Annotated in this window: 16 protein-coding genes; 7 read left to right on the forward strand and 9 right to left on the reverse strand. The window is 57.3% G+C overall.

Annotated features, from left to right (window positions below; genetic code table 11):
* The first annotated feature begins 46 nt into the window (after window positions 1-46).
* The 5 genes from WKS99_RS10085 to WKS99_RS10105 all read left to right on the forward strand — a co-directional run bounded on the left by WKS99_RS10085 (window position 47) and on the right by WKS99_RS10105 (window position 5,191).
* A complete protein-coding gene (locus WKS99_RS10085; protein WP_340405889.1) occupies window positions 47-538 on the forward strand; it encodes a hypothetical protein in 492 nt (163 codons plus the stop codon).
* A gap of 54 nt (window positions 539-592) precedes the next feature.
* Window positions 593-2,392: an aspartate--tRNA ligase gene (gene aspS, locus WKS99_RS10090; protein ID WP_240288862.1), complete on the forward strand. Its 1,800-nt coding sequence runs from the start codon at window positions 593-595 to the stop codon at window positions 2,390-2,392.
* A 228-nt stretch (window positions 2,393-2,620) separates the two neighbouring features.
* The gene (locus WKS99_RS10095) at window positions 2,621-2,995 is read left to right on the forward strand and encodes a desulfoferrodoxin family protein (RefSeq protein ID WP_240288863.1); all 375 of its coding nucleotides are present in this window, start codon (window positions 2,621-2,623) and stop codon (window positions 2,993-2,995) included.
* 146 nt (window positions 2,996-3,141) lie between these two features.
* The gene (locus tag WKS99_RS10100) at window positions 3,142-4,002 is read left to right on the forward strand and encodes a fumarylacetoacetate hydrolase family protein (RefSeq protein WP_340405890.1); all 861 of its coding nucleotides are present in this window, start codon (window positions 3,142-3,144) and stop codon (window positions 4,000-4,002) included.
* A gap of 10 nt (window positions 4,003-4,012) precedes the next feature.
* The gene (locus WKS99_RS10105) at window positions 4,013-5,191 is read left to right on the forward strand and encodes a glycoside hydrolase family 3 protein (RefSeq protein ID WP_340405891.1); all 1,179 of its coding nucleotides are present in this window, start codon (window positions 4,013-4,015) and stop codon (window positions 5,189-5,191) included.
* Between the two features lie 151 nt (window positions 5,192-5,342).
* On the opposite strand, the gene WKS99_RS10110 is transcribed toward WKS99_RS10105, so the two are convergent.
* From WKS99_RS10110 to rpmH, 9 genes are all read right to left on the reverse strand, one after another.
* Entirely contained in the window at window positions 5,343-6,287 is a 945-nt protein-coding gene (locus WKS99_RS10110; RefSeq protein WP_147572531.1) for an AEC family transporter, read from the reverse strand.
* 98 nt (window positions 6,288-6,385) lie between these two features.
* On the reverse strand, window positions 6,386-7,648 hold the full coding sequence (locus WKS99_RS10115; RefSeq protein ID WP_340405892.1) for a PSP1 domain-containing protein: 1,263 nt from the start codon (window positions 7,646-7,648) through the stop codon (window positions 6,386-6,388).
* 83 nt (window positions 7,649-7,731) lie between these two features.
* On the reverse strand, window positions 7,732-8,667 hold the full coding sequence (locus tag WKS99_RS10120) for a DNA polymerase III subunit delta (RefSeq protein WP_340405893.1): 936 nt from the start codon (window positions 8,665-8,667) through the stop codon (window positions 7,732-7,734).
* 30 nt (window positions 8,668-8,697) lie between these two features.
* Window positions 8,698-10,017 (reverse strand): aminotransferase class I/II-fold pyridoxal phosphate-dependent enzyme, encoded by a 1,320-nt coding sequence (locus WKS99_RS10125; protein WP_340405894.1) that lies wholly within the window; start codon window positions 10,015-10,017, stop codon window positions 8,698-8,700.
* A gap of 62 nt (window positions 10,018-10,079) precedes the next feature.
* Entirely contained in the window at window positions 10,080-11,066 is a 987-nt protein-coding gene (jag, locus tag WKS99_RS10130) for an RNA-binding cell elongation regulator Jag/EloR (RefSeq protein ID WP_186853221.1), read from the reverse strand.
* Window positions 11,067-11,068: 2 nt separating this feature from the next.
* A complete protein-coding gene (locus WKS99_RS10135) occupies window positions 11,069-12,553 on the reverse strand; it encodes a YidC/Oxa1 family membrane protein insertase (protein WP_262669554.1) in 1,485 nt (494 codons plus the stop codon).
* A gap of 45 nt (window positions 12,554-12,598) precedes the next feature.
* Window positions 12,599-12,817, reverse strand: coding sequence for a membrane protein insertion efficiency factor YidD (yidD, locus tag WKS99_RS10140; RefSeq protein ID WP_147572524.1), 219 nt, complete (start codon window positions 12,815-12,817; stop codon window positions 12,599-12,601).
* Entirely contained in the window at window positions 12,814-13,176 is a 363-nt protein-coding gene (rnpA, locus tag WKS99_RS10145) for a ribonuclease P protein component (protein ID WP_186853222.1), read from the reverse strand. The genes yidD and rnpA overlap by 4 nt, the downstream gene beginning before the upstream one ends.
* 198 nt (window positions 13,177-13,374) lie before the next feature.
* Window positions 13,375-13,509, reverse strand: coding sequence for a 50S ribosomal protein L34 (gene rpmH, locus WKS99_RS10150; RefSeq protein ID WP_040649988.1), 135 nt, complete (start codon window positions 13,507-13,509; stop codon window positions 13,375-13,377).
* Window positions 13,510-13,973: 464 nt separating this feature from the next.
* Here rpmH and dnaA point away from each other — a divergent pair, with 464 nt between their 5' ends.
* Together dnaA and dnaN are read left to right on the forward strand one after the other, a co-directional pair.
* A complete protein-coding gene (dnaA, locus tag WKS99_RS10155; protein WP_147572522.1) occupies window positions 13,974-15,293 on the forward strand; it encodes a chromosomal replication initiator protein DnaA in 1,320 nt (439 codons plus the stop codon).
* A gap of 277 nt (window positions 15,294-15,570) precedes the next feature.
* Window positions 15,571-16,677: a DNA polymerase III subunit beta gene (gene dnaN / locus WKS99_RS10160; RefSeq protein ID WP_147572521.1), complete on the forward strand. Its 1,107-nt coding sequence runs from the start codon at window positions 15,571-15,573 to the stop codon at window positions 16,675-16,677.
* The last annotated feature ends 41 nt before the right edge of the window (window positions 16,678-16,718 follow it).

Raw genomic sequence — 16,718 nt, forward strand, 5'->3', positions numbered from 1 at the left:
GCAGCCGTTCCCCTATCCATCACGAATCACAGAGAGGAGTGCTGCCATGATGAAAAACCAGTTGAAGCAATTTCTCATCGCCGGGGCTGTGCTGGCCGTTCTGGCCGCCCTTTTCTTTGGATGGCACAGCTGGTACTATCGGCCCCAGACTCTGGCTGATATCCTTCCTCTCTCCCCAGAGGACATTGAGGCCTGCGACGTACAGATGGACTATTCCGACCGGGAAAACGCGCTCTGCTTTGATTTGACCACCGGGCAGTTCCATGAACTGCTGGACCTGCTCTCCAGTACGACTTATCAAGTCCCCGGAAAAAATATCGGGATCCCGGAGGACACCGTTCAAATCACTCTGGACCCTCATGCGCGGGTCTTTTTCCACTCCGGCGGCCGCCACATGGAACTCATCCTCCCCGGCAACCTAATCTTAGTCAACCCCCTGGCTTTCCCTGGCAAATCCAGGACTTATCTCCCCGATGGCAACCAGGAATTTCAACAGGAGGTCATCGCCTTTCTGGAAAGCTGCCAAAACGGCGCTTGATGATATACTTTTTGCAATTTTAATTTTGAATAATACAAATTGGAGTTGATTTTTATGGATAACCTTCAGAACTTTCACCGCACCAACTACTGCGGGGACCTGCGCCTGTCCGATGTCGGCAAGACGGTTTCCCTCTGCGGCTGGGTCCAGCGCCAGCGGGACCTGGGCGGCCTGATCTTCGTGGACCTGCGGGACCGCACCGGGCTGGTCCAGCTGTCTTTCGACGACAGCACCGACAAGGCCATCTTTGAAAAGGCCGCCTCTCTCCGGGCGGAGTTTGTGGTGGCCGCCACCGGACTGGTGCGGGAGCGTGAGTCCAAGACCAACAAGATCGCCACCGGAGATATCGAGGTCTATGTCACCCAGCTGCGCCTGCTGGCCAAGTCCGAGACCCCTCCCTTTGAGATTGTGGAGCACTCCAAGGCCAATGATATGCTGCGGCTGAAGTACCGCTATCTGGACCTGCGCCGCCCGGAGATGCAGGCGGCCATCGCCACCCGCCACAAGATCACCAAGATCTGCCGGGACTACTTTGATGAGCAGGGCTTTTTGGAGATTGAGACCCCCGTCCTCACCAAGTCCACCCCCGAGGGCGCACGGGACTATCTGGTCCCATCCCGGGTACACCCTGGCAAGTTCTATGCCCTGCCCCAGTCCCCCCAGCAGTACAAGCAGCTGCTGATGCTGTCCGGCTTTGACCGTTACTTCCAGATCGCCCGGTGCTTCCGGGACGAGGACCTGCGGGCCGACCGCCAGCCTGAGTTTACCCAGATCGACCTGGAGATGTCCTTTGTCAACGAGGACGACATCATGTCCATCCAGGAGGGCTTTTTGAAGCGGGTATTCAAAGAGGTGCTGGATGTGGATGTTCAGACCCCCTTCCAACGTATGCCCTGGCAGGAGGCCATGGACCGCTTCGGCTCTGACAAGCCCGACCTGCGCTTCGGCTTTGAGCTTACCGACATCAGCGACATTGTAAAGGACTGCGGCTTCGGCGTGTTCTCCGGTCCAGTGGCAGGCGGCGGCTCCGTCCGGCTGATCAACATCAACGGTCACGCTGCCGACTTCCCCCGGAAGAAAATCGACAAGCTGGTGGACTTCGTCAAGACCTATAAGGCCAAGGGCTTGGCTTGGACAAGGATGGTGGACGGCCAAGTGACCTCCTCCTACGCCAAGTTCCTCACTGAAGAGGAGAACAAGGCCATTCTGGACCGGGCCGGCGCCAGGGACGGCGACCTGATCCTCATCGTAGGCGACGAGAAAAACGACGTGGTATGGGCCGCCCTGGGCGCCCTGCGGTGCGAAGTAGCCCGTCAGCTGAATATCCTGGACCCCAAGGACTTCCGCTTCCTGTGGGTGACCCAGTTCCCCATGTTCGAGTGGTCTGAGGAGGAGGGCCGCTACCAGGCCATGCACCACCCATTCACCGCCCCCATGGTAGAGGACGAGGACAAGATCCTCACCGATAAAGCCCACTGCCGGGCCCGGGCCTATGATATCGTTCTTAACGGCACCGAGCTGGGCGGCGGCTCCATCCGCATCAACACCCCGGAGATGCAGGAAAAGGCGTTCCAGGCTCTGGGTATCAGCGAGGAGGACATTCAGGAGCGCTTTGGCCATCTGGTCAACGCCTTCAAGTTCGGCGCTCCCCCTCACGGCGGCCTGGCCTATGGTCTGGACCGGCTGTGTATGCTGATGGCCGGCGCTCCCTCCATCCGGGACGTCATCGCCTTCCCCAAGGTGCAGAACGCCTCTGACCTAATGATGGCCTGTCCGGACTTTGTGGATGACAAGCAGCTGGACGATTTGAGCATTGCTGTCACCCGCAGGGAACAGGATGAGCCGGAAGCCTGATTCTCCTGTCCTGTCATCCACAAAATTCTATTTTGCAGAGAGAAACGCCAAACAATTAGGTGCCCTACCCGTCGCTGTTATCCACATGGAAAAAACCGCCGGGGAGAAATCGCCTCTCCCCTGGCATCCACCGGAGTCCCATGTACCATGGGACTCCGGTTTTTTTATAGTCACTGCCAGGTCCACCGCATAGAATATCTCAGTATTACGGGAAAGGAGCCTTTTACAATGAATTTTTACGCCGTTTCCCCTCACAGCGAGGTCGTCACCTTTCTGAATAATTTTGGTACCCCCATCTCCTCCTGCGGGCGGCGGATGCGGCCTCTGGCCTCCGGCTCTGGTGGAGGTTCTCCAGAGGTCCACGTCCCCATCTTGTCTATCAACGGGAACGAGGTCACTGTCCATGTGGGCACTCAGCCCCACCCCATGCTATCTGTCCACTATATTCAGTGGATCGTGCTGGAGTGTGCTAACAGTAGGCAGTGCCGCTTTTTGGTCCCCGGTCAGGAGCCCAAGGCTACGTTTCTGCTAACCGACGGTGACCAGGTGGAAGCTGCTTACGCCTACTGCAATATACACGGATTCTGGGCCTCTCAGCGGTAGAACGGATGGCCACCTGCCTTTTCTACGGTTCTCCTTGCCGTTCCCCGGCGGATATGCTACCATAGTGGTACCGGAACCCTGTCCCGCCACCGATGCCAGCCCTTCGCGGGACTGCCCCTGATTTGATACAAAAGGAGAGATCGTTTATGAAACTGGTGCAATTTTGGCGCAATGGAAGGCCCGCCCTGGGACTCCAGACCGAAAGAGGGGTGGTAGACGCGGCTGCCGAGGCCACCCGCCTGGGCGTCACGGTCCCAGAAGATATGGCCGCCGCCATTGCCCTCCCCGCTGGCGAGCTGGAGCGGCTGCTGACCCCCCTGCTCCAGGACCCTCAGTGTTTTACCGGCGCCCCCCTGGCCCCGGTGGTCACCGGGACTGACCGTATCTTTTGCATCGGTCTGAACTACCGCCAGCACGCTAAGGAGTGTGGTCTGCCCATCCCCCCTGCCCCGGTGCTGTTCAACAAGTTTTCCAACGCTCTGGCTGCACATGGGGACTGTGTCAAGCTGATTTCAGATTACAAAGAGTATGATTATGAGGCGGAATTGGTAGCTGTAATCGGAAAACCCGCCCGGTCCGTGTCCGAGGAGGATGCCCTGGACTATGTTTTTGGCTACACCTGCGGCAACGACCTGTCCACCAGGGACCTGCAGTTTGCCCGGGGCGGCCAGTGGGTGCTGTCCAAAACCTTCGACGGTTTTGCCCCCGTGGGCCCTTGTCTGGTCCCTGCCGGAGAATTGGACCCCAACCATCTGGACATCTCCAGCACGGTCAACGGGGAGGTGCGGCAGAGCTCCAATACCTCGGACATGATCTTCCCCCTGGCCCAGATCATCGCTGACCTGTCCCATCACTTTACTCTGATGCCCGGAGATCTGATCTTCACCGGCACCCCCCAAGGTGTAATGCACGGCTATCCTGCTGACCAAAAGAGCTGGTTAAAACCGGACGACTGGGTGGAGGTGACCATCCAGGGCATCGGCACTCTGCGTACCACATTCTGTTAAGGAGCATACCATGAAACGATGTCTTTCCCTGCTCCTACTCTTTTTTCTGCTGACAGGCTGTACCTCCGCGCCTGAGACCTCCTCTGAAGGCCCTGACGAGCCAGCCGTCCCGGCGGGGCCCTCTATCTCAACCACCGAACCCTCTACCTCCCCAGAGGAAGTCCCCGACCCCCGGCGGGAGACCATTGACCGCCTCCTCTCCTCCATGACATTGGAGGAAAAAGTGGGGCAGATCTTCTTTGCCCGCTACCCACAGGAAGATGGAGCCGCTCTGGCCAGCCAGTACCATCTGGGGGGATATATTCTGTTCGGCCGGGATTTTAAGGACAAGACCGCGGAGCAGGTCAAGGAGGATATCGCCTCCTACCAGTCGGCTGTGGAGATCCCTATGCTGATCGGCGTGGACGAGGAGGGGGGCACTGTGGTCAGGGTCAGCTCCAACCCAAAACTACGGCCCCAACGGTTCCAGTCCCCCCAGGCGTTGTATGAACAGGGCGGGATAGAAGCTATCCTGGCTGACACACAGGAAAAGGACGAGCTGCTCCGCTCTCTTGGCATCAATGTGAATTTTGCCCCGGTGGCCGATCTGTCCACGAATCCCAATGACTTTATTTACGACCGCACGCTGGGTCAGGGCGTAGAGGAAACCGGCGATTACATCGCCCAGGTGGTAGAGCAGATGTCAGTGGATACCATGGGCTCTGTGCTAAAGCATTTCCCAGGTTATGGAGACAATGTGGACACCCACACCGGCATCGCCCTGGACCAACGGCCGCTGGAGCTGTTTTGGGAGCAAGATCTCCTCCCCTTCCAGGCCGGCATCCAGGCCTCCTCCAACCATGGGATGACCGCCGTGCTGGTATCCCACAATATCATGGCGGCTCTGGACCCGGATCTCCCCGCCTCCCTCTCCCCAGCGGTCCACCAACTGCTGCGGCAGGGCTTGGGCTTTGAGGGAGTGGCGCTCACTGACGACCTGGCCATGGACGCCATTGATCAGTATGCCGCTGACGGCTCCGCCGCTGTTCTGGCCCTGCTGGCTGGCAACGATATGCTGGTCACCACTGACTTTCAGGAACAGATCCCCCAGATCCTCCAGGCACTGGAGGACGATGTCATCCCCCAGGAGCTGTTGGACCGGGCCGTGGAGCGGGTACTGGGCTGGAAATACGATCTGGGCCTGCTGTAAGCAGCCTAGGCCGTCGGCCCTCCATTCGCTGCCTGTGTTAAACCAGAATAGGAAAGCCGGCGAGTAATTATACTCGCCGGCTTTTTATTCCACCCATTTTTCAAACTCAGTGCCAACCAATTTGGTGCCGAACTGGTCCTGGGTCCACTCCTCATCCCAGACCCAGCATTAAAAAGGGGACCGTCACTAGACAGACTAGCACGGACAAGCAAGCTCCAGCAGCAGCGTACTCCTCGTCTGCGCCATAGGCTCCAGCCAGCACAGGAACTTGGCTGACCACCGGCAGAGCGCTCTCCACCACAAAGACATCCCGGGCCAGCCCACTGACACCGAACAGCATACAGAATAGCCAGCAGATCACCGGGGAAAGCCCCAGACGTATCACCAGCATAACAGGCAGTCCGGGCATCAGTCTCAAATTTTTCAGCCCCAATTCATAGAGAATAAACCCGCAGTAAATTAACGCGAGAGGGGAAACTGAATCCCCGATGTACTCCGCGAACCGCATCACCGGCTCCGGCAATTTCAGATCCGCTACTAGGAGCAGTAAGGACAACAGAAGGGCAAGAATAGGCGGCTTTGTCACCAAGTCCCAAAAAAAGCCGGTCACTCCGCCTCTAGAGGCCGGTCTGTCTCCCGACCGTTCAATAAGCAAGATCCCAACCGACTGTACAAAAATGGTGTTGGCCAGATAATATAGCATCACATAAGGCATACATACCTGACCAAACAACTGAGTACAGACCGGGATGCCAATAAACAGGGTATTGGACAACCCGGCCATAGCCACAAAGACACCCCACCGCTTCCGCGGCAGATGAAGCAGGGCTGCGGCAGCGGTAGATATCAGCAGTGTGACCCCCACTCCCAGGACTCCAGACGCCACTAGAAGTCCAGCCTGGGCCAAATCATTATGGCTCAGATTATCCAGCAGTCCCACCACACAGTTGCATGGTACTGCGATGTTTACGATGTACCGGCTGACAAACCGCTTCTCCCTAGTGGTCATCCAGCCCTTGACTCCCATAAAGTAGCCCACAGACATGAGCATCAGCAGCACTGACACAGCGGACAGCGCGTGGAGGAAGCCATCCATCCCTTTCCACCTCTTCTCAAATCAAAAGCAAGGACCCGGCCCTCTCCGCGAATAGACCGGGTCCCTATCTCTCTGCCACAGTGCGATGGGAGCAGAGCTCACTCCTGGGGCTGTTCACTCCTGGGGCCGCTGCCCCCTCTAGGCCGGCGGCGGCGGCGACGGCTGTTCCGATTCTCGCTCCCCTCGGTCCCGGCGGACTTGGGCTGCCCCTCGCCGCTCTGAATCTCCTGGGGCCGCTGCTCCTTCCGCTCCTGGCGGGGGCGGTCCTCCGTAGTACGGCCCTCCTGCTCTCCAGCGGTACGCCGCTCTCCTCTGGGTCGGCGGCGGCGACGGCGTTCCCGGCGCTCCTCGCCCCCCTCCTGCTCCACAGCGGGCGGGGGTGGGGTCTGGCTCTCCTCTCGGCGGCTGAAAACCTCCTCCAGCGCGGCGGCCAGAGAGGAGCCCTCACCGCTGAACTCCCGCTTCTCCTCCGGGGCGTCCTCTACTTTACGGCGCAGCTGGGCCAACTGCTCCAAAGGTGGCTCCACATAGCCCTCCGGCCGCTTTCCCTTCCCATTTCGGATCACACACAGTTCACAGTTATGGTAGCATTTGGGGGTCTCCGGTGCCGACTCCAGCCGAACTTGGACTGTTTGACGGAGCAGGTTGACGCTGGACACAGTGCCCGCTCCGTCTGGAGTTTCCACAAAAGACTCCTGCTTCGGGGCGTGCTTCACCAGGTCCTCATATGCCTCCTGCTCGTACTTCAAGCAGCACATCAATCTGCCACAGGTACCCGATATCTTGGTGGGATTCAGGGACAGGTTCTGCGTCTTTGCCATTTTGATAGACACAGGCTGGAATTCATCCAAAAATTGGGAGCAGCAGAAGGGCTTTCCACAGATGCCTAATCCACCCAGCATCTTGGCCTCGTCCCGCACGCCGATCTGGCGCAGCTCGATACGGGCGTGGATGGCCCCGGCCAGGTCCTTGACCAGCGCCCGGAAGTCCACCCGCCCTTCGGAGGTAAAAAAGAACAACACCTTGCTGCCATCAAAGCTGTACTCCGCCTTGACCAGCTTCATATCCAGGCCATGCTCGGCAATCTTCTGCTGGCAGATGGAAAAGGCTTTCTTCTCCTTCTCTCGGTTGGCCTCTACTGTCTGCCGATCCTCCTCCGTGGCCACCCGGATCACCGGGCGCAGGGGGGCGGTGAGCTCAATCTCATCGATCATAGAGTTTGCTTGTACACACTCACCGTACTCCGTACCCCTGGAGGTCTCCACGATGACCCCGTCCCCTATCTGGAACTGCCGTCCATCGGGGTTGAAATAATATTGCTTTCCGCCGCTTTGAAAGCGGACGCTGATGATCTCTACCATAGGGGATTCTCCTTCTTCTCTCCAGAGTGGATACGCGGGGCCGGCGGCTGTGCCGCCTTTTCCCCGCTCCGCTCCCGGAGTTCTCACTCCTTTATGAACATCCCGGCACATAACCAGCCAGCCATCTGACCAGAATTGGCGTTGAGCTGTGAAGCCCTCCGCAGCTGATGGACCAGCTCTACTCCCCGGAGGGATCTACGGCGGTCGCCGCTCCTACCAATTCGGGCACCTAGAGCCGCCTCCAGACTGTCCAGCAGTCGGTTCAGCTCCTCCCGGTCCATCCTATCCAAAACCATGGCCGCCTCAAAGAGCTGCAGCTCCGTACCTTCCTCCACGGCCTGGGCCAGCCGGTCCGCCTGCTCCTCTCTGGTCCTGGTTTTCTCGTCGGTCCCAGACAGCCGGTCCACCGCCCGGCCCAGAATGCCCTGGCAATCCAGAGCGGCTGTCTGGATCTCCTCCAAGCTTTTTTGGGGAAAGCGGTCCTTCAGCCAGCTCTGGCACTGGACCACAGAAACAGGGGACAGCACCAGTTCCTCGCACCGGGAGCGCACTGTCTGAAGCAGTCCCCCCCCGTTCTCCGCCAACAGCAGAAAGACGGCATATCCAGGGCCCTCCTCCAACAGCTTCAACATGGCATTCTGGGCGGAGGCATTCATCTGGTCTGCCCCTTCCAGCAGATATATTTTCCGATCCCCCTCGTTAGGACGTATATATGCGTCGCTTCGGAGGGCTCGGATCTGATCCACGGTGATAGGTTTGCCCTCCTCCGGGCCGGAAATAATCTCAAAATCTGGATGGATTCCAGCGATTATCTTTTTGCATGGGGAGCATTTTCCACAGGGCCTGCTGCCGCTATCGGACGTACATACCATAGCGGCGGCCAGCAGCCGGGCCAAAGTATGCCGGCCGGAGCCGGTTGGACCTGAAATAATGTAGGCGTGGGCCAGGCCGCGGCCGCTCTCCTGCTGGGAGAGCTGCTCCTTCAACCTGTCGTTGCCAGCCAAGGCCGAAAATTCCATAACCTTCCTCACTTGTGGGAACATTCTCCATCAGAGGGCGGCAATCCGCACCTCTGATTTTATATTATATCCTATTTGTTTCAAATAGGCCAGCGATTTTTTTGAGATTACCTCGCCGGGAGCCACTACTGGTACTCCCGGAGGGTAAGGCGCAATCTGACAGGCGGCCACCTCCCCCTCACAGTCCTCCAGCGGCCAGACCCGGCTGGGGGCAAAGAGAGCCTGCCGGGGAGACATGGCCTGCTCCGGCAGAGGCGGAGCTGGAATGGGCGGACAGGGTCCCATCTGCTCCCGCAGCTCCTCCAGCCGCCTCTCCAGCGCACTCAGGGAAAAGCTGTTATCAAAGGGGGTACAGATAAAGACCACATGGCCCCCGTCCTCCATCTCTGGATAAACGCCGCGCTTCTCCAGCGCGCGGGTAAAAGCGGGACCGTTCTGGACGCTGAGGACAAAGCGGGTGGGATCCAGTGACAGTCTTTTTTCTCTTAGGGAGGGGAATTGCTCCCGCAGCTGTGCCACCCGGAGAGCGGTCCGGCGGTAGTCGTGATGTCCCCATTTGACCATCCACTCTCGGGCCGTGTCCATGCTGGCCATAATGGGATAGGAGGGACTGGAGGTGCCAAAGACCGAGGCCAACTGCCGCACCCGGTCCGGGTCCATCCCATTGGTAAAGAGCAGGGCCCCTTGTCCCAGGGTGGGAAGGGTCTTGTGGGCGGACACTACAACTCCATCCGCTTCCCAGAAGGGAGCCAGACCTAGGAAGGGCAGATGGGCGCCGTGGGCGCCGTCTACAAAAAGTTTTCCACCATGGGCGTGAACGAGACGAGAAATTGTGCCAACATCTGATAACACACCGGCATATGTTGGAGCAGTAATACAAACTGTTTTTATTTTAGGACATTGGCACAGCATATTTTCCACAGTTTCCGGGGAAATCGGACCGATCAGGCTTTCCTCTCCCAGCCAAGGGCGCTCCAGATAGATGGGCTCCAGGTCCAGCAGAGCCATGGCGTTAAACACCGCCCGGTGGCAGTTTCGGTCCACCAGCACCTTACTCCCCGGCGGACAACACAGGGCCAGTCCGGTGTGGATGCCCTGGGTAGAGCCGCCGGTGAGAAATTGGCAGTATTCAAAGCCAAACTCCCTTGCCCATAGAGCCTGGGCGGAAGCAAAGGGCTCACCCCCTTCGTACAGGTTCCCGGTAGGGGGCAGCTCGGTGAGGTCAATGGGGGTCATCCACTTCAGCTCCGCCATCAGGGGAACAGGCCCTCCCTTGTGCCCCGGCATATGGAATCGGAAAGGCTCCTGGTCCGCGTACTTTTTCACCGCGTCATATAAAGGCGTAGGCATGGGACACCTCCAACTGAAAAAAAGCGGCGGGAGAAAATTTCTCCCGCCGCCCGTGCATTCTCTTATTTCTGACCGGGAGCATAGGCCACCACAGTGCGGCGGTTGGGCTCCACACCAGTGGAGTAGGTGGTAACATTGGGATAGTCCTGAAGAGCAGTGTGAATCACATGGCGCTCGTAGGCGTTCATGGGCTCCAAAGTCATATTCTTCCGGTACTTGACCACCTTGCCGGCTACCTTCACCGCCAGGCGCTGAAGAGCCTCTTCCCGCTTGGAGCGATAACCTTCAGCGTCCACGTGGATACGGACCCGTTTAGACTGACCATGATTGATGGCGTAGTTTGTCAGCTGCTGAATAGCGTCCAGCGTTTCTCCCCGGCGGCCGATGATAGCCCCAAGATCCTGCCCCTGGAGACGCACCTTATAGTTGCCCTCCTCGGTGACAAAAATCTCAGGAGCGGCCTGCACATTCAGGTGCTCCATCAGACCGGTGAGGAATGTGGCAATCTTCTGGGCCTTCTCATCGTCCTCAGATACGGGGACCGCGGGCGTTTCTGTCCGCAGGGGTTTGTGCTCCCTGCTGCTGATAAGCACCTCATCTCCCTCCTGGAGCTGGCCAGGCGCGGGACGGCGCTTACCCTCATTCCGGCGGTCCCGGCGGGGCTGCTGGCTCTTCCAGCCAGGTTTAGCGGACAAAATAGTCTCCTCTTCCACAGGGGCGGCGGGTTGTTCCTCTTCCTTCTCCTGGACAGGAGCGGCAGACAGCACACGCTCCTCCCTGGGCTGAGGCTTTTTCTCCACCTGTCTGGGCTCCTCCTGGCGGACAGAAATCTCCTCCAGCAGGTCCTCCATCATAGGCTTGGGAGAGCCATCCTCCACCTCATAGCTCACACGGACCTTGGCGGGGTTGCTGCCAAAACCCAGAAATCCGGATTTTGCCCGCTCAATCACTTCAACAGACACATCGTCCCGGTCCAGGCCCAGCTGGAACAGGGCGGCGGAGATGGCATCCTCCTCAGAGCGTCCGGTGGTCTCAATCCACTTGATCATAGTCAGATACCCTCCTTCTTCTCGTCCTCATCCGGCACTTCGACCTCGATCTCCTCTACCTCGACCTCGATTTCCTGAGTCTCGGCTTCCTCGGTCACTTCAGCGGCAGAGGGCATATGCTCCTCCACAGCCTGGGCGGACTGGACATCTAACTCCTCCTGAGCTGGGGCTTCAGCCGCCGGCTGCTCCGTCTGAACGGGAGCGGCAGGCTGTTCCGCCTGGGACTCAGGGGCCGGCTGACCCTTCTTTTTTCCCTTGGCGGCGGCCTGAGCCTCCATCTGGGCACGGATCAGGATATTGGGATCCTGATAGGGTGTGACGCCGCCAAATCGGCTGGGTATATAAGCCCTGCCCCTGGCGTAGGCTCGGATGCCCTCCCGGCTGTCCTCCTTGTTGACGCCCTCCTGATCGGGTTCCTCATCTTTTTTCTTCTTCTGACCAGACTTTTTCTTGCCCTTGTTCTGCTTCTCTTCCTCGATGCGGCGGGCCCGCTCCAGACGAGCCTCCTCCTTACGGCGCTTTTCCTCTTCCTTCTCCTGGCGCTCCCGCTCTTCAGCGGCCAGCCGGGCAGCCTCATAGTCCTTCTTCAGCATCCTGCCGCAGATGACCTCCTGGGCCATGGTGACGAAATACTGGGCCACCCAGTAGACAGACAGGCCGGCAGGAACGGTAAAGCCGATCCACAGAGACATCAGCGGCATCATCCACATCATTATTTTATTCGTCTGATCCATCTGGGCATTCTGAGTCTTGGTATTCATCTTGTTGGTGGCCATGGACACCTTCATGGATAGGAAGGAGACTCCGGTGGACACCAAGGGCAGGAGAAACAGGCCGATCGAGCTCCATTTCAGGCCGCCGGTCCAGAATTTCCAAGTGGGGATGAGGGACAGGTCCAGACCCAGGAACTGGAAGTTCATAACAAATAAGCCGCTGCCGGCCTCACCCAGGGCAGCCTGGAGCGAAGCCAGATTGGAGTCATTGATCAGGGACAGCAGATACAGCTGATTATAGGCGCCGTTCTCAAAGACGCCGCCGGCCTTGTCCATCATGGCTTGGGTCACCCAGCCCTGGGTGACCGCTACGGTATCCCAGTTTAGCAGCTGGGCCACTTCCTTGATCTGGTCCATAGACAGGTTCATGAAGTAGGTGATCGGCTCGCGGATAATGCCATACAGCGCGATGAGCACAATCATAGGGATCAGGGACCACAGGCAGCCGCCCATGGGGTTGACCTTCTCCCGCTCGTAAAGTTTCTGTACCTCAAGGTTATAGCGCTCCCGATCTTTGCCGTACTGCTTTTGCAGCTGCTGCATCTTGCCGGAGAGCAAATTCATCTGGATCATGCTCTTCTTGCTCTTCAGAGAAACAGGGAAGAGAATGAGCTTAATCACAATGGCGAACAGGATCAGGGCCAGGCCGTAGCTGTTAAAGATATTATAAAAGGTCAGCAGCAGCCAGGCAAAGGGTTTTAGTATGATACCCACAATGTTACCTCCACAAATCAGGTTGGGGCGGCGGGCCCGGTCTCGTTACGGGACAGGATCATATTGGATCGATCTCTGCCGGTGGAAGGGGTGGCACCGAAGAATGCGGCGCAGGGCCAGCCAGCCTCCCTTGAGAGCGCCGTATTTCTCCACTGCCTCCAGGGCGTAGGCAGAGCAGGTGGGGATAAAGCGGCAGCAAGGGGGGCGCAGGGGCGAGATATTGCGCTGGTAGGACCGGATGAGCTTCAGGAGCAGCCATTTCATGGCCTGTCCTCCTTTTTGTCGGACTGGGCCATAAGTCCCAACTTCTTCATCTGCTGGAGAAAACTGCGCTCCAGTTCCCTGTACCGGCCAAAGATGGCCCGCGTCCGGGCCACTACCACGATGTCGAAACCTGGGAGGAACTTCTCCTCATTGGTACGGTACAGCTCCCGGATACGGCGGCGGACAAAGTTGCGCTTCACAGCGTTGCCCAGCTTCACGCCAGTGGTAATGCCCAGCCGGCTCTGGTCCCGGCCTGTTTTGCGGCAATATACCACAAAATAGGGGGACACCGCACTTTTTCCTTTGTTGTACAGGCGGCGGAATTCATGATTCTGTTTCAATGAAACGGTGTGCTTCATGATACGCCTCCCTCTGTCCAGGGCATCTCCATTGGTTTACAGGAATCTCCGTATGCGCATTTGGGGCGGGGGATCAGATCCCACGCCCCTTCTGCCCGATCTATAAAAATCGTGTCCTCTCACCGCATCTGCATCAGATCCGGTCTTCCGCTCATCCCAGGATGGTTTTGCGGGACGACTCTGGTCCCGCCAGTCTCATCAGTGGGTCAGGCGGGCGCGGCCCTTGGCGCGGCGGCGAGCCAGCACCTTGCGGCCATTGCGGGTGGCCATACGCTTGCGGAAGCCGTGCTCCTTGGAACGCTGGCGCTTCTTGGGCTGATAGGTACGAAGCATGGGGGACACCTCCTCATTTGATCTCAAGCCGGCTTTCCCGGCCCAACAACAGTTTCCAAAGAAACTGCGGTCTGCTCTTTCCGGCGCCGGATAGACCCCGGCCGGTATTTCCGCAAAAATGGGTACAATAGCCCCTTTGCAGGAAAGCGTTACTCATTATAGACGATGATGGGACCTGATGTCAACCATCTTTTTTATCATCTGAGTCAACTTTTTTCTCTCTTTTTCCTCATATCTCTACATCTTGTGTCAGATATCTTTCCTATACACAAATTGGACTATTTTTTCCCTTACATTATAAATAAAAATAAAGGGAAATCCTTGCGGTCCAGCCCCAATTTTGGTATAATGTTCAGTATAGAAAATCCTATTTTCAGGAACATCCCGATGAAACCGACCAGCCGCCTTCTCTGTGCAGGGGAAGGCGCTTTCCAAGTTTTCAGACTGTTTTAAGGAGGACTCCAATGAACCCTGCCGACGATATCTGGGCAAAGGTCATCGAACTGATGAAGCAGCAAGGCCTGAGCCCTACCACCATCAAAACATGGTTTGACGACGCGAAAGCCGTATCCCTCACTGAGGACAGTTTTACCATATCGACCCCAAACGACTATACTCAGAGCGTGATTAAATCCCTCTATATTCCGAAGATCGAGGCAGCCCTGAAAGAACTGTTTTCTATGGACCTGAAGGTGGTGGTCCTGACGGAAAAAGAGCTGGAGAATACCAGCGCGGCCAAACAGGATATCCTGTTTCCCGGCACCAGCGATTATACCTTCGAGCGATTTGTGGTAGGCTCCTCCAACCGATACGCCTACTCCGCCGCCCGGGCGGTGGCCGATATTCCGGGCCGGGCGGGCTACAACCCGCTGTTTATCTACGGCGAATCCGGACTGGGCAAGACCCATCTACTCTACGCCATCGCCCACACCATCCACGCCAACCATCCAGACTATAAGATCGTCTACATCAAGGGGGACACCTTTACCAACGAGCTAGTAGCCGCCATCCGAGAGGGCCGCAATCAGCAGTTTCGGGAGAAATACCGGGAGGCGGATGTCTTTCTGATGGACGACGTTCAGTTCATCGCCGGCCGGGAGTCCACCCAGGAGGAGATGTTCCACACCTTCAACACCTTGTACGAGGCCGGGCACCAGATCGTATTCACCTCTGACCGCCCCCCAAAGGAATTGCTTCGGCTGGACCAGCGACTTCAGACCCGATTCGAGCAGGGCCTGCCCGCCGATATCAAGCCTCCCGACTATGAGACCAGAATGGCCATCATTAAAACTAAGGCTGTCCGTATGGGGCTGGACCTGCCCGAATTTCTGCTCCAACTCATCGCCGAGAACATTACCGCCAACGTGCGGCAGATCGAAGGGACCATCAACAAGATCATGGCTTACCGGGATCTGATGGGCGCCACTGTGGACAAGGACACCGTGGTCCGGGCGGTAAAAGATATGTTCAAGGAAAAGTCGGATATCCTGCCCACAGCGGATGTTATCATTGACGAGGTATGCAAGTTCTACAACATAGAACCTACCATTCTACGGGGCCAAGGCCGGTCCAAGGACATCGTGTTGGCCCGCCAAATCGCTATGTATCAGATCCGAAGGATGACCAACCTCTCTCTGGACGAGATCGGCCAGGAGTTCAGCGGCCGGGATCACAGTACAGTCATCCACTCCATCCGTCAAATCGAGGAGTCCATCAAAAGCGACTCGGAAAAGGCGGAGATCGTCAAGGACATCACTGCCAACATCAACAGCCGGTACGAATAAAAAAGCGCGAAGGATAGACCCATAGGAGATCTTGAAAAAATCAGAGAACACATAAGTTATCCACCTTTTTTTGTGGATTATCTGTTGACCAATGTGGATAATTTTTTCTCTGTGGAAAAGAGCTTTTCTCTATCCACATCCCCTGTGGAAGCTATTTTCTTACTCCCCCAGAGCTTTCAGCCATCTTTCCACAATTTTTTCTCCTACGGCTAACTACTACGAAATATATCCAGTCCTCTCCCCTTCCGGGAGAGAGAAAGAGATCGGAGGAATCCATATGAAATTTTCCTGTGAAAAGGCCCTGCTGTCTTCCGCTGTTACCGTGGCCTCTCGGGCAGTGGCGGCTAAGAGCTCTATCCCTGCCATGGAGGGCATTCTCATCGAGGCCGGAGCACAGCTGAAGCTGACTGGTTATAATCTGGAAACTGGCATCCAGGCTACGGTACCGGCGGAGATCAAGGAGGGGGGTTCCCTGGTTCTCTCCGCCCGCCTGCTGGGGGAGGCCTGCCGGAAAATGCCAGATGATGTGGTGGTCTTTTCCTCACAGGGTTACTCGGTCAATATCAAATGCGGGATGTATGAAATCAACATCCTGGGCACCGATGCCGAGGAGTTTCCAGAACTGCCCTCAGTGGACCAGCAGAACTCTCTGGTGTTGAGCCAGCCTGTGCTCCGGTCCATGATTGCCCAGACTCTCTTTGCCGTCAGCGACAACGAGAGCCGCCCCATCCATACTGGCTCCCTCTTTGATGTGGAGGGCAGCCGCCTCACTGTGGTGTCTGTGGACGGTTATCGTCTGGCTCTCCGCCGGGAAGATGTAGAGGAAAAAACCGGGGCCGAGGCATTCTCCTTTGTGGTCCCCGGCTCCGCTCTTAACGAGGTGGAAAAAATCTGCTCCGGGGAAGAAAAGGTGACCATTATCCAGGGAGCCCGGCATATCCTGTTCCAGACCGGGGATATCCTTCTGGTCTGCCGCAGGCTGGAGGGAGAGTTTCTGCCCTATAAGAACGCCATTCCTCGAAATAACACGATTCAAGTGGAAGTGGAAGCTAAAGCACTCTTGTCCTCCATTGACCGGGTGTCCCTTATCATCAGCGAGAAGCTGAAATCTCCCCTTCGCTGCCTTTTTGGGGATGGGGTGGTAGATATTACGACAAAGACCGCCCTGGGCGACACCGCCGACCGGTGCCCTATTAGTGGCAACGGCGGCGGGCTGGAGATTGGATTTAACAACAAGTATCTGATGGACGCTCTGAAGGCCGCCCCCGCTGACAAGCTCCGGATGGAGTTTACCTCCGGTGTGGCCCCCTGTGTCATCCTGCCCGCCGAGGGGGAGGAGAAGTTCATTTATATGGTGCTGCCCGTCCGTTTGAAGGCCAATTAAAGACCGGGACCAAAAAACAGAGAGAACAGAAAGGAAGGATA

Source organism: Flintibacter sp. HCN-6482, from assembly GCF_037892565.1.
In the GTDB taxonomy this organism is placed as follows: domain Bacteria; phylum Bacillota; class Clostridia; order Oscillospirales; family Oscillospiraceae; genus Lawsonibacter; species Lawsonibacter aceti.

Excerpts from the sequence above, each read along its gene's own strand:
- WKS99_RS10110 (WP_147572531.1), bottom strand. The coding sequence starts at position 6,287 with ATGGATGGCTTCCTCCACGCGCTGTCCGCTGTGTCAGTGCTGCTGATG.
- WKS99_RS10125 (WP_340405894.1), bottom strand. The coding sequence starts at position 10,017 with ATGCCTACGCCTTTATATGACGCGGTGAAAAAGTACGCGGACCAGGAG.
- yidD (WP_147572524.1), bottom strand. The coding sequence starts at position 12,817 with ATGAAATGGCTGCTCCTGAAGCTCATCCGGTCCTACCAGCGCAATATC.
- rpmH (WP_040649988.1), bottom strand. The coding sequence starts at position 13,509 with ATGCTTCGTACCTATCAGCCCAAGAAGCGCCAGCGTTCCAAGGAGCAC.
- dnaN (WP_147572521.1), top strand. The coding sequence starts at position 15,571 with ATGAAATTTTCCTGTGAAAAGGCCCTGCTGTCTTCCGCTGTTACCGTG.
- WKS99_RS10115 (WP_340405892.1), bottom strand. The coding sequence starts at position 7,648 with ATGGTAGAGATCATCAGCGTCCGCTTTCAAAGCGGCGGAAAGCAATAT.
- WKS99_RS10085 (WP_340405889.1), top strand. The coding sequence starts at position 47 with ATGATGAAAAACCAGTTGAAGCAATTTCTCATCGCCGGGGCTGTGCTG.
- jag (WP_186853221.1), bottom strand. The coding sequence starts at position 11,066 with ATGATCAAGTGGATTGAGACCACCGGACGCTCTGAGGAGGATGCCATC.
- WKS99_RS10095 (WP_240288863.1), top strand. The coding sequence starts at position 2,621 with ATGAATTTTTACGCCGTTTCCCCTCACAGCGAGGTCGTCACCTTTCTG.
- WKS99_RS10100 (WP_340405890.1), top strand. The coding sequence starts at position 3,142 with ATGAAACTGGTGCAATTTTGGCGCAATGGAAGGCCCGCCCTGGGACTC.
- WKS99_RS10105 (WP_340405891.1), top strand. The coding sequence starts at position 4,013 with ATGAAACGATGTCTTTCCCTGCTCCTACTCTTTTTTCTGCTGACAGGC.
- dnaA (WP_147572522.1), top strand. The coding sequence starts at position 13,974 with ATGAACCCTGCCGACGATATCTGGGCAAAGGTCATCGAACTGATGAAG.
- WKS99_RS10120 (WP_340405893.1), bottom strand. The coding sequence starts at position 8,667 with ATGGAATTTTCGGCCTTGGCTGGCAACGACAGGTTGAAGGAGCAGCTC.
- rnpA (WP_186853222.1), bottom strand. The coding sequence starts at position 13,176 with ATGAAGCACACCGTTTCATTGAAACAGAATCATGAATTCCGCCGCCTG.
- aspS (WP_240288862.1), top strand. The coding sequence starts at position 593 with ATGGATAACCTTCAGAACTTTCACCGCACCAACTACTGCGGGGACCTG.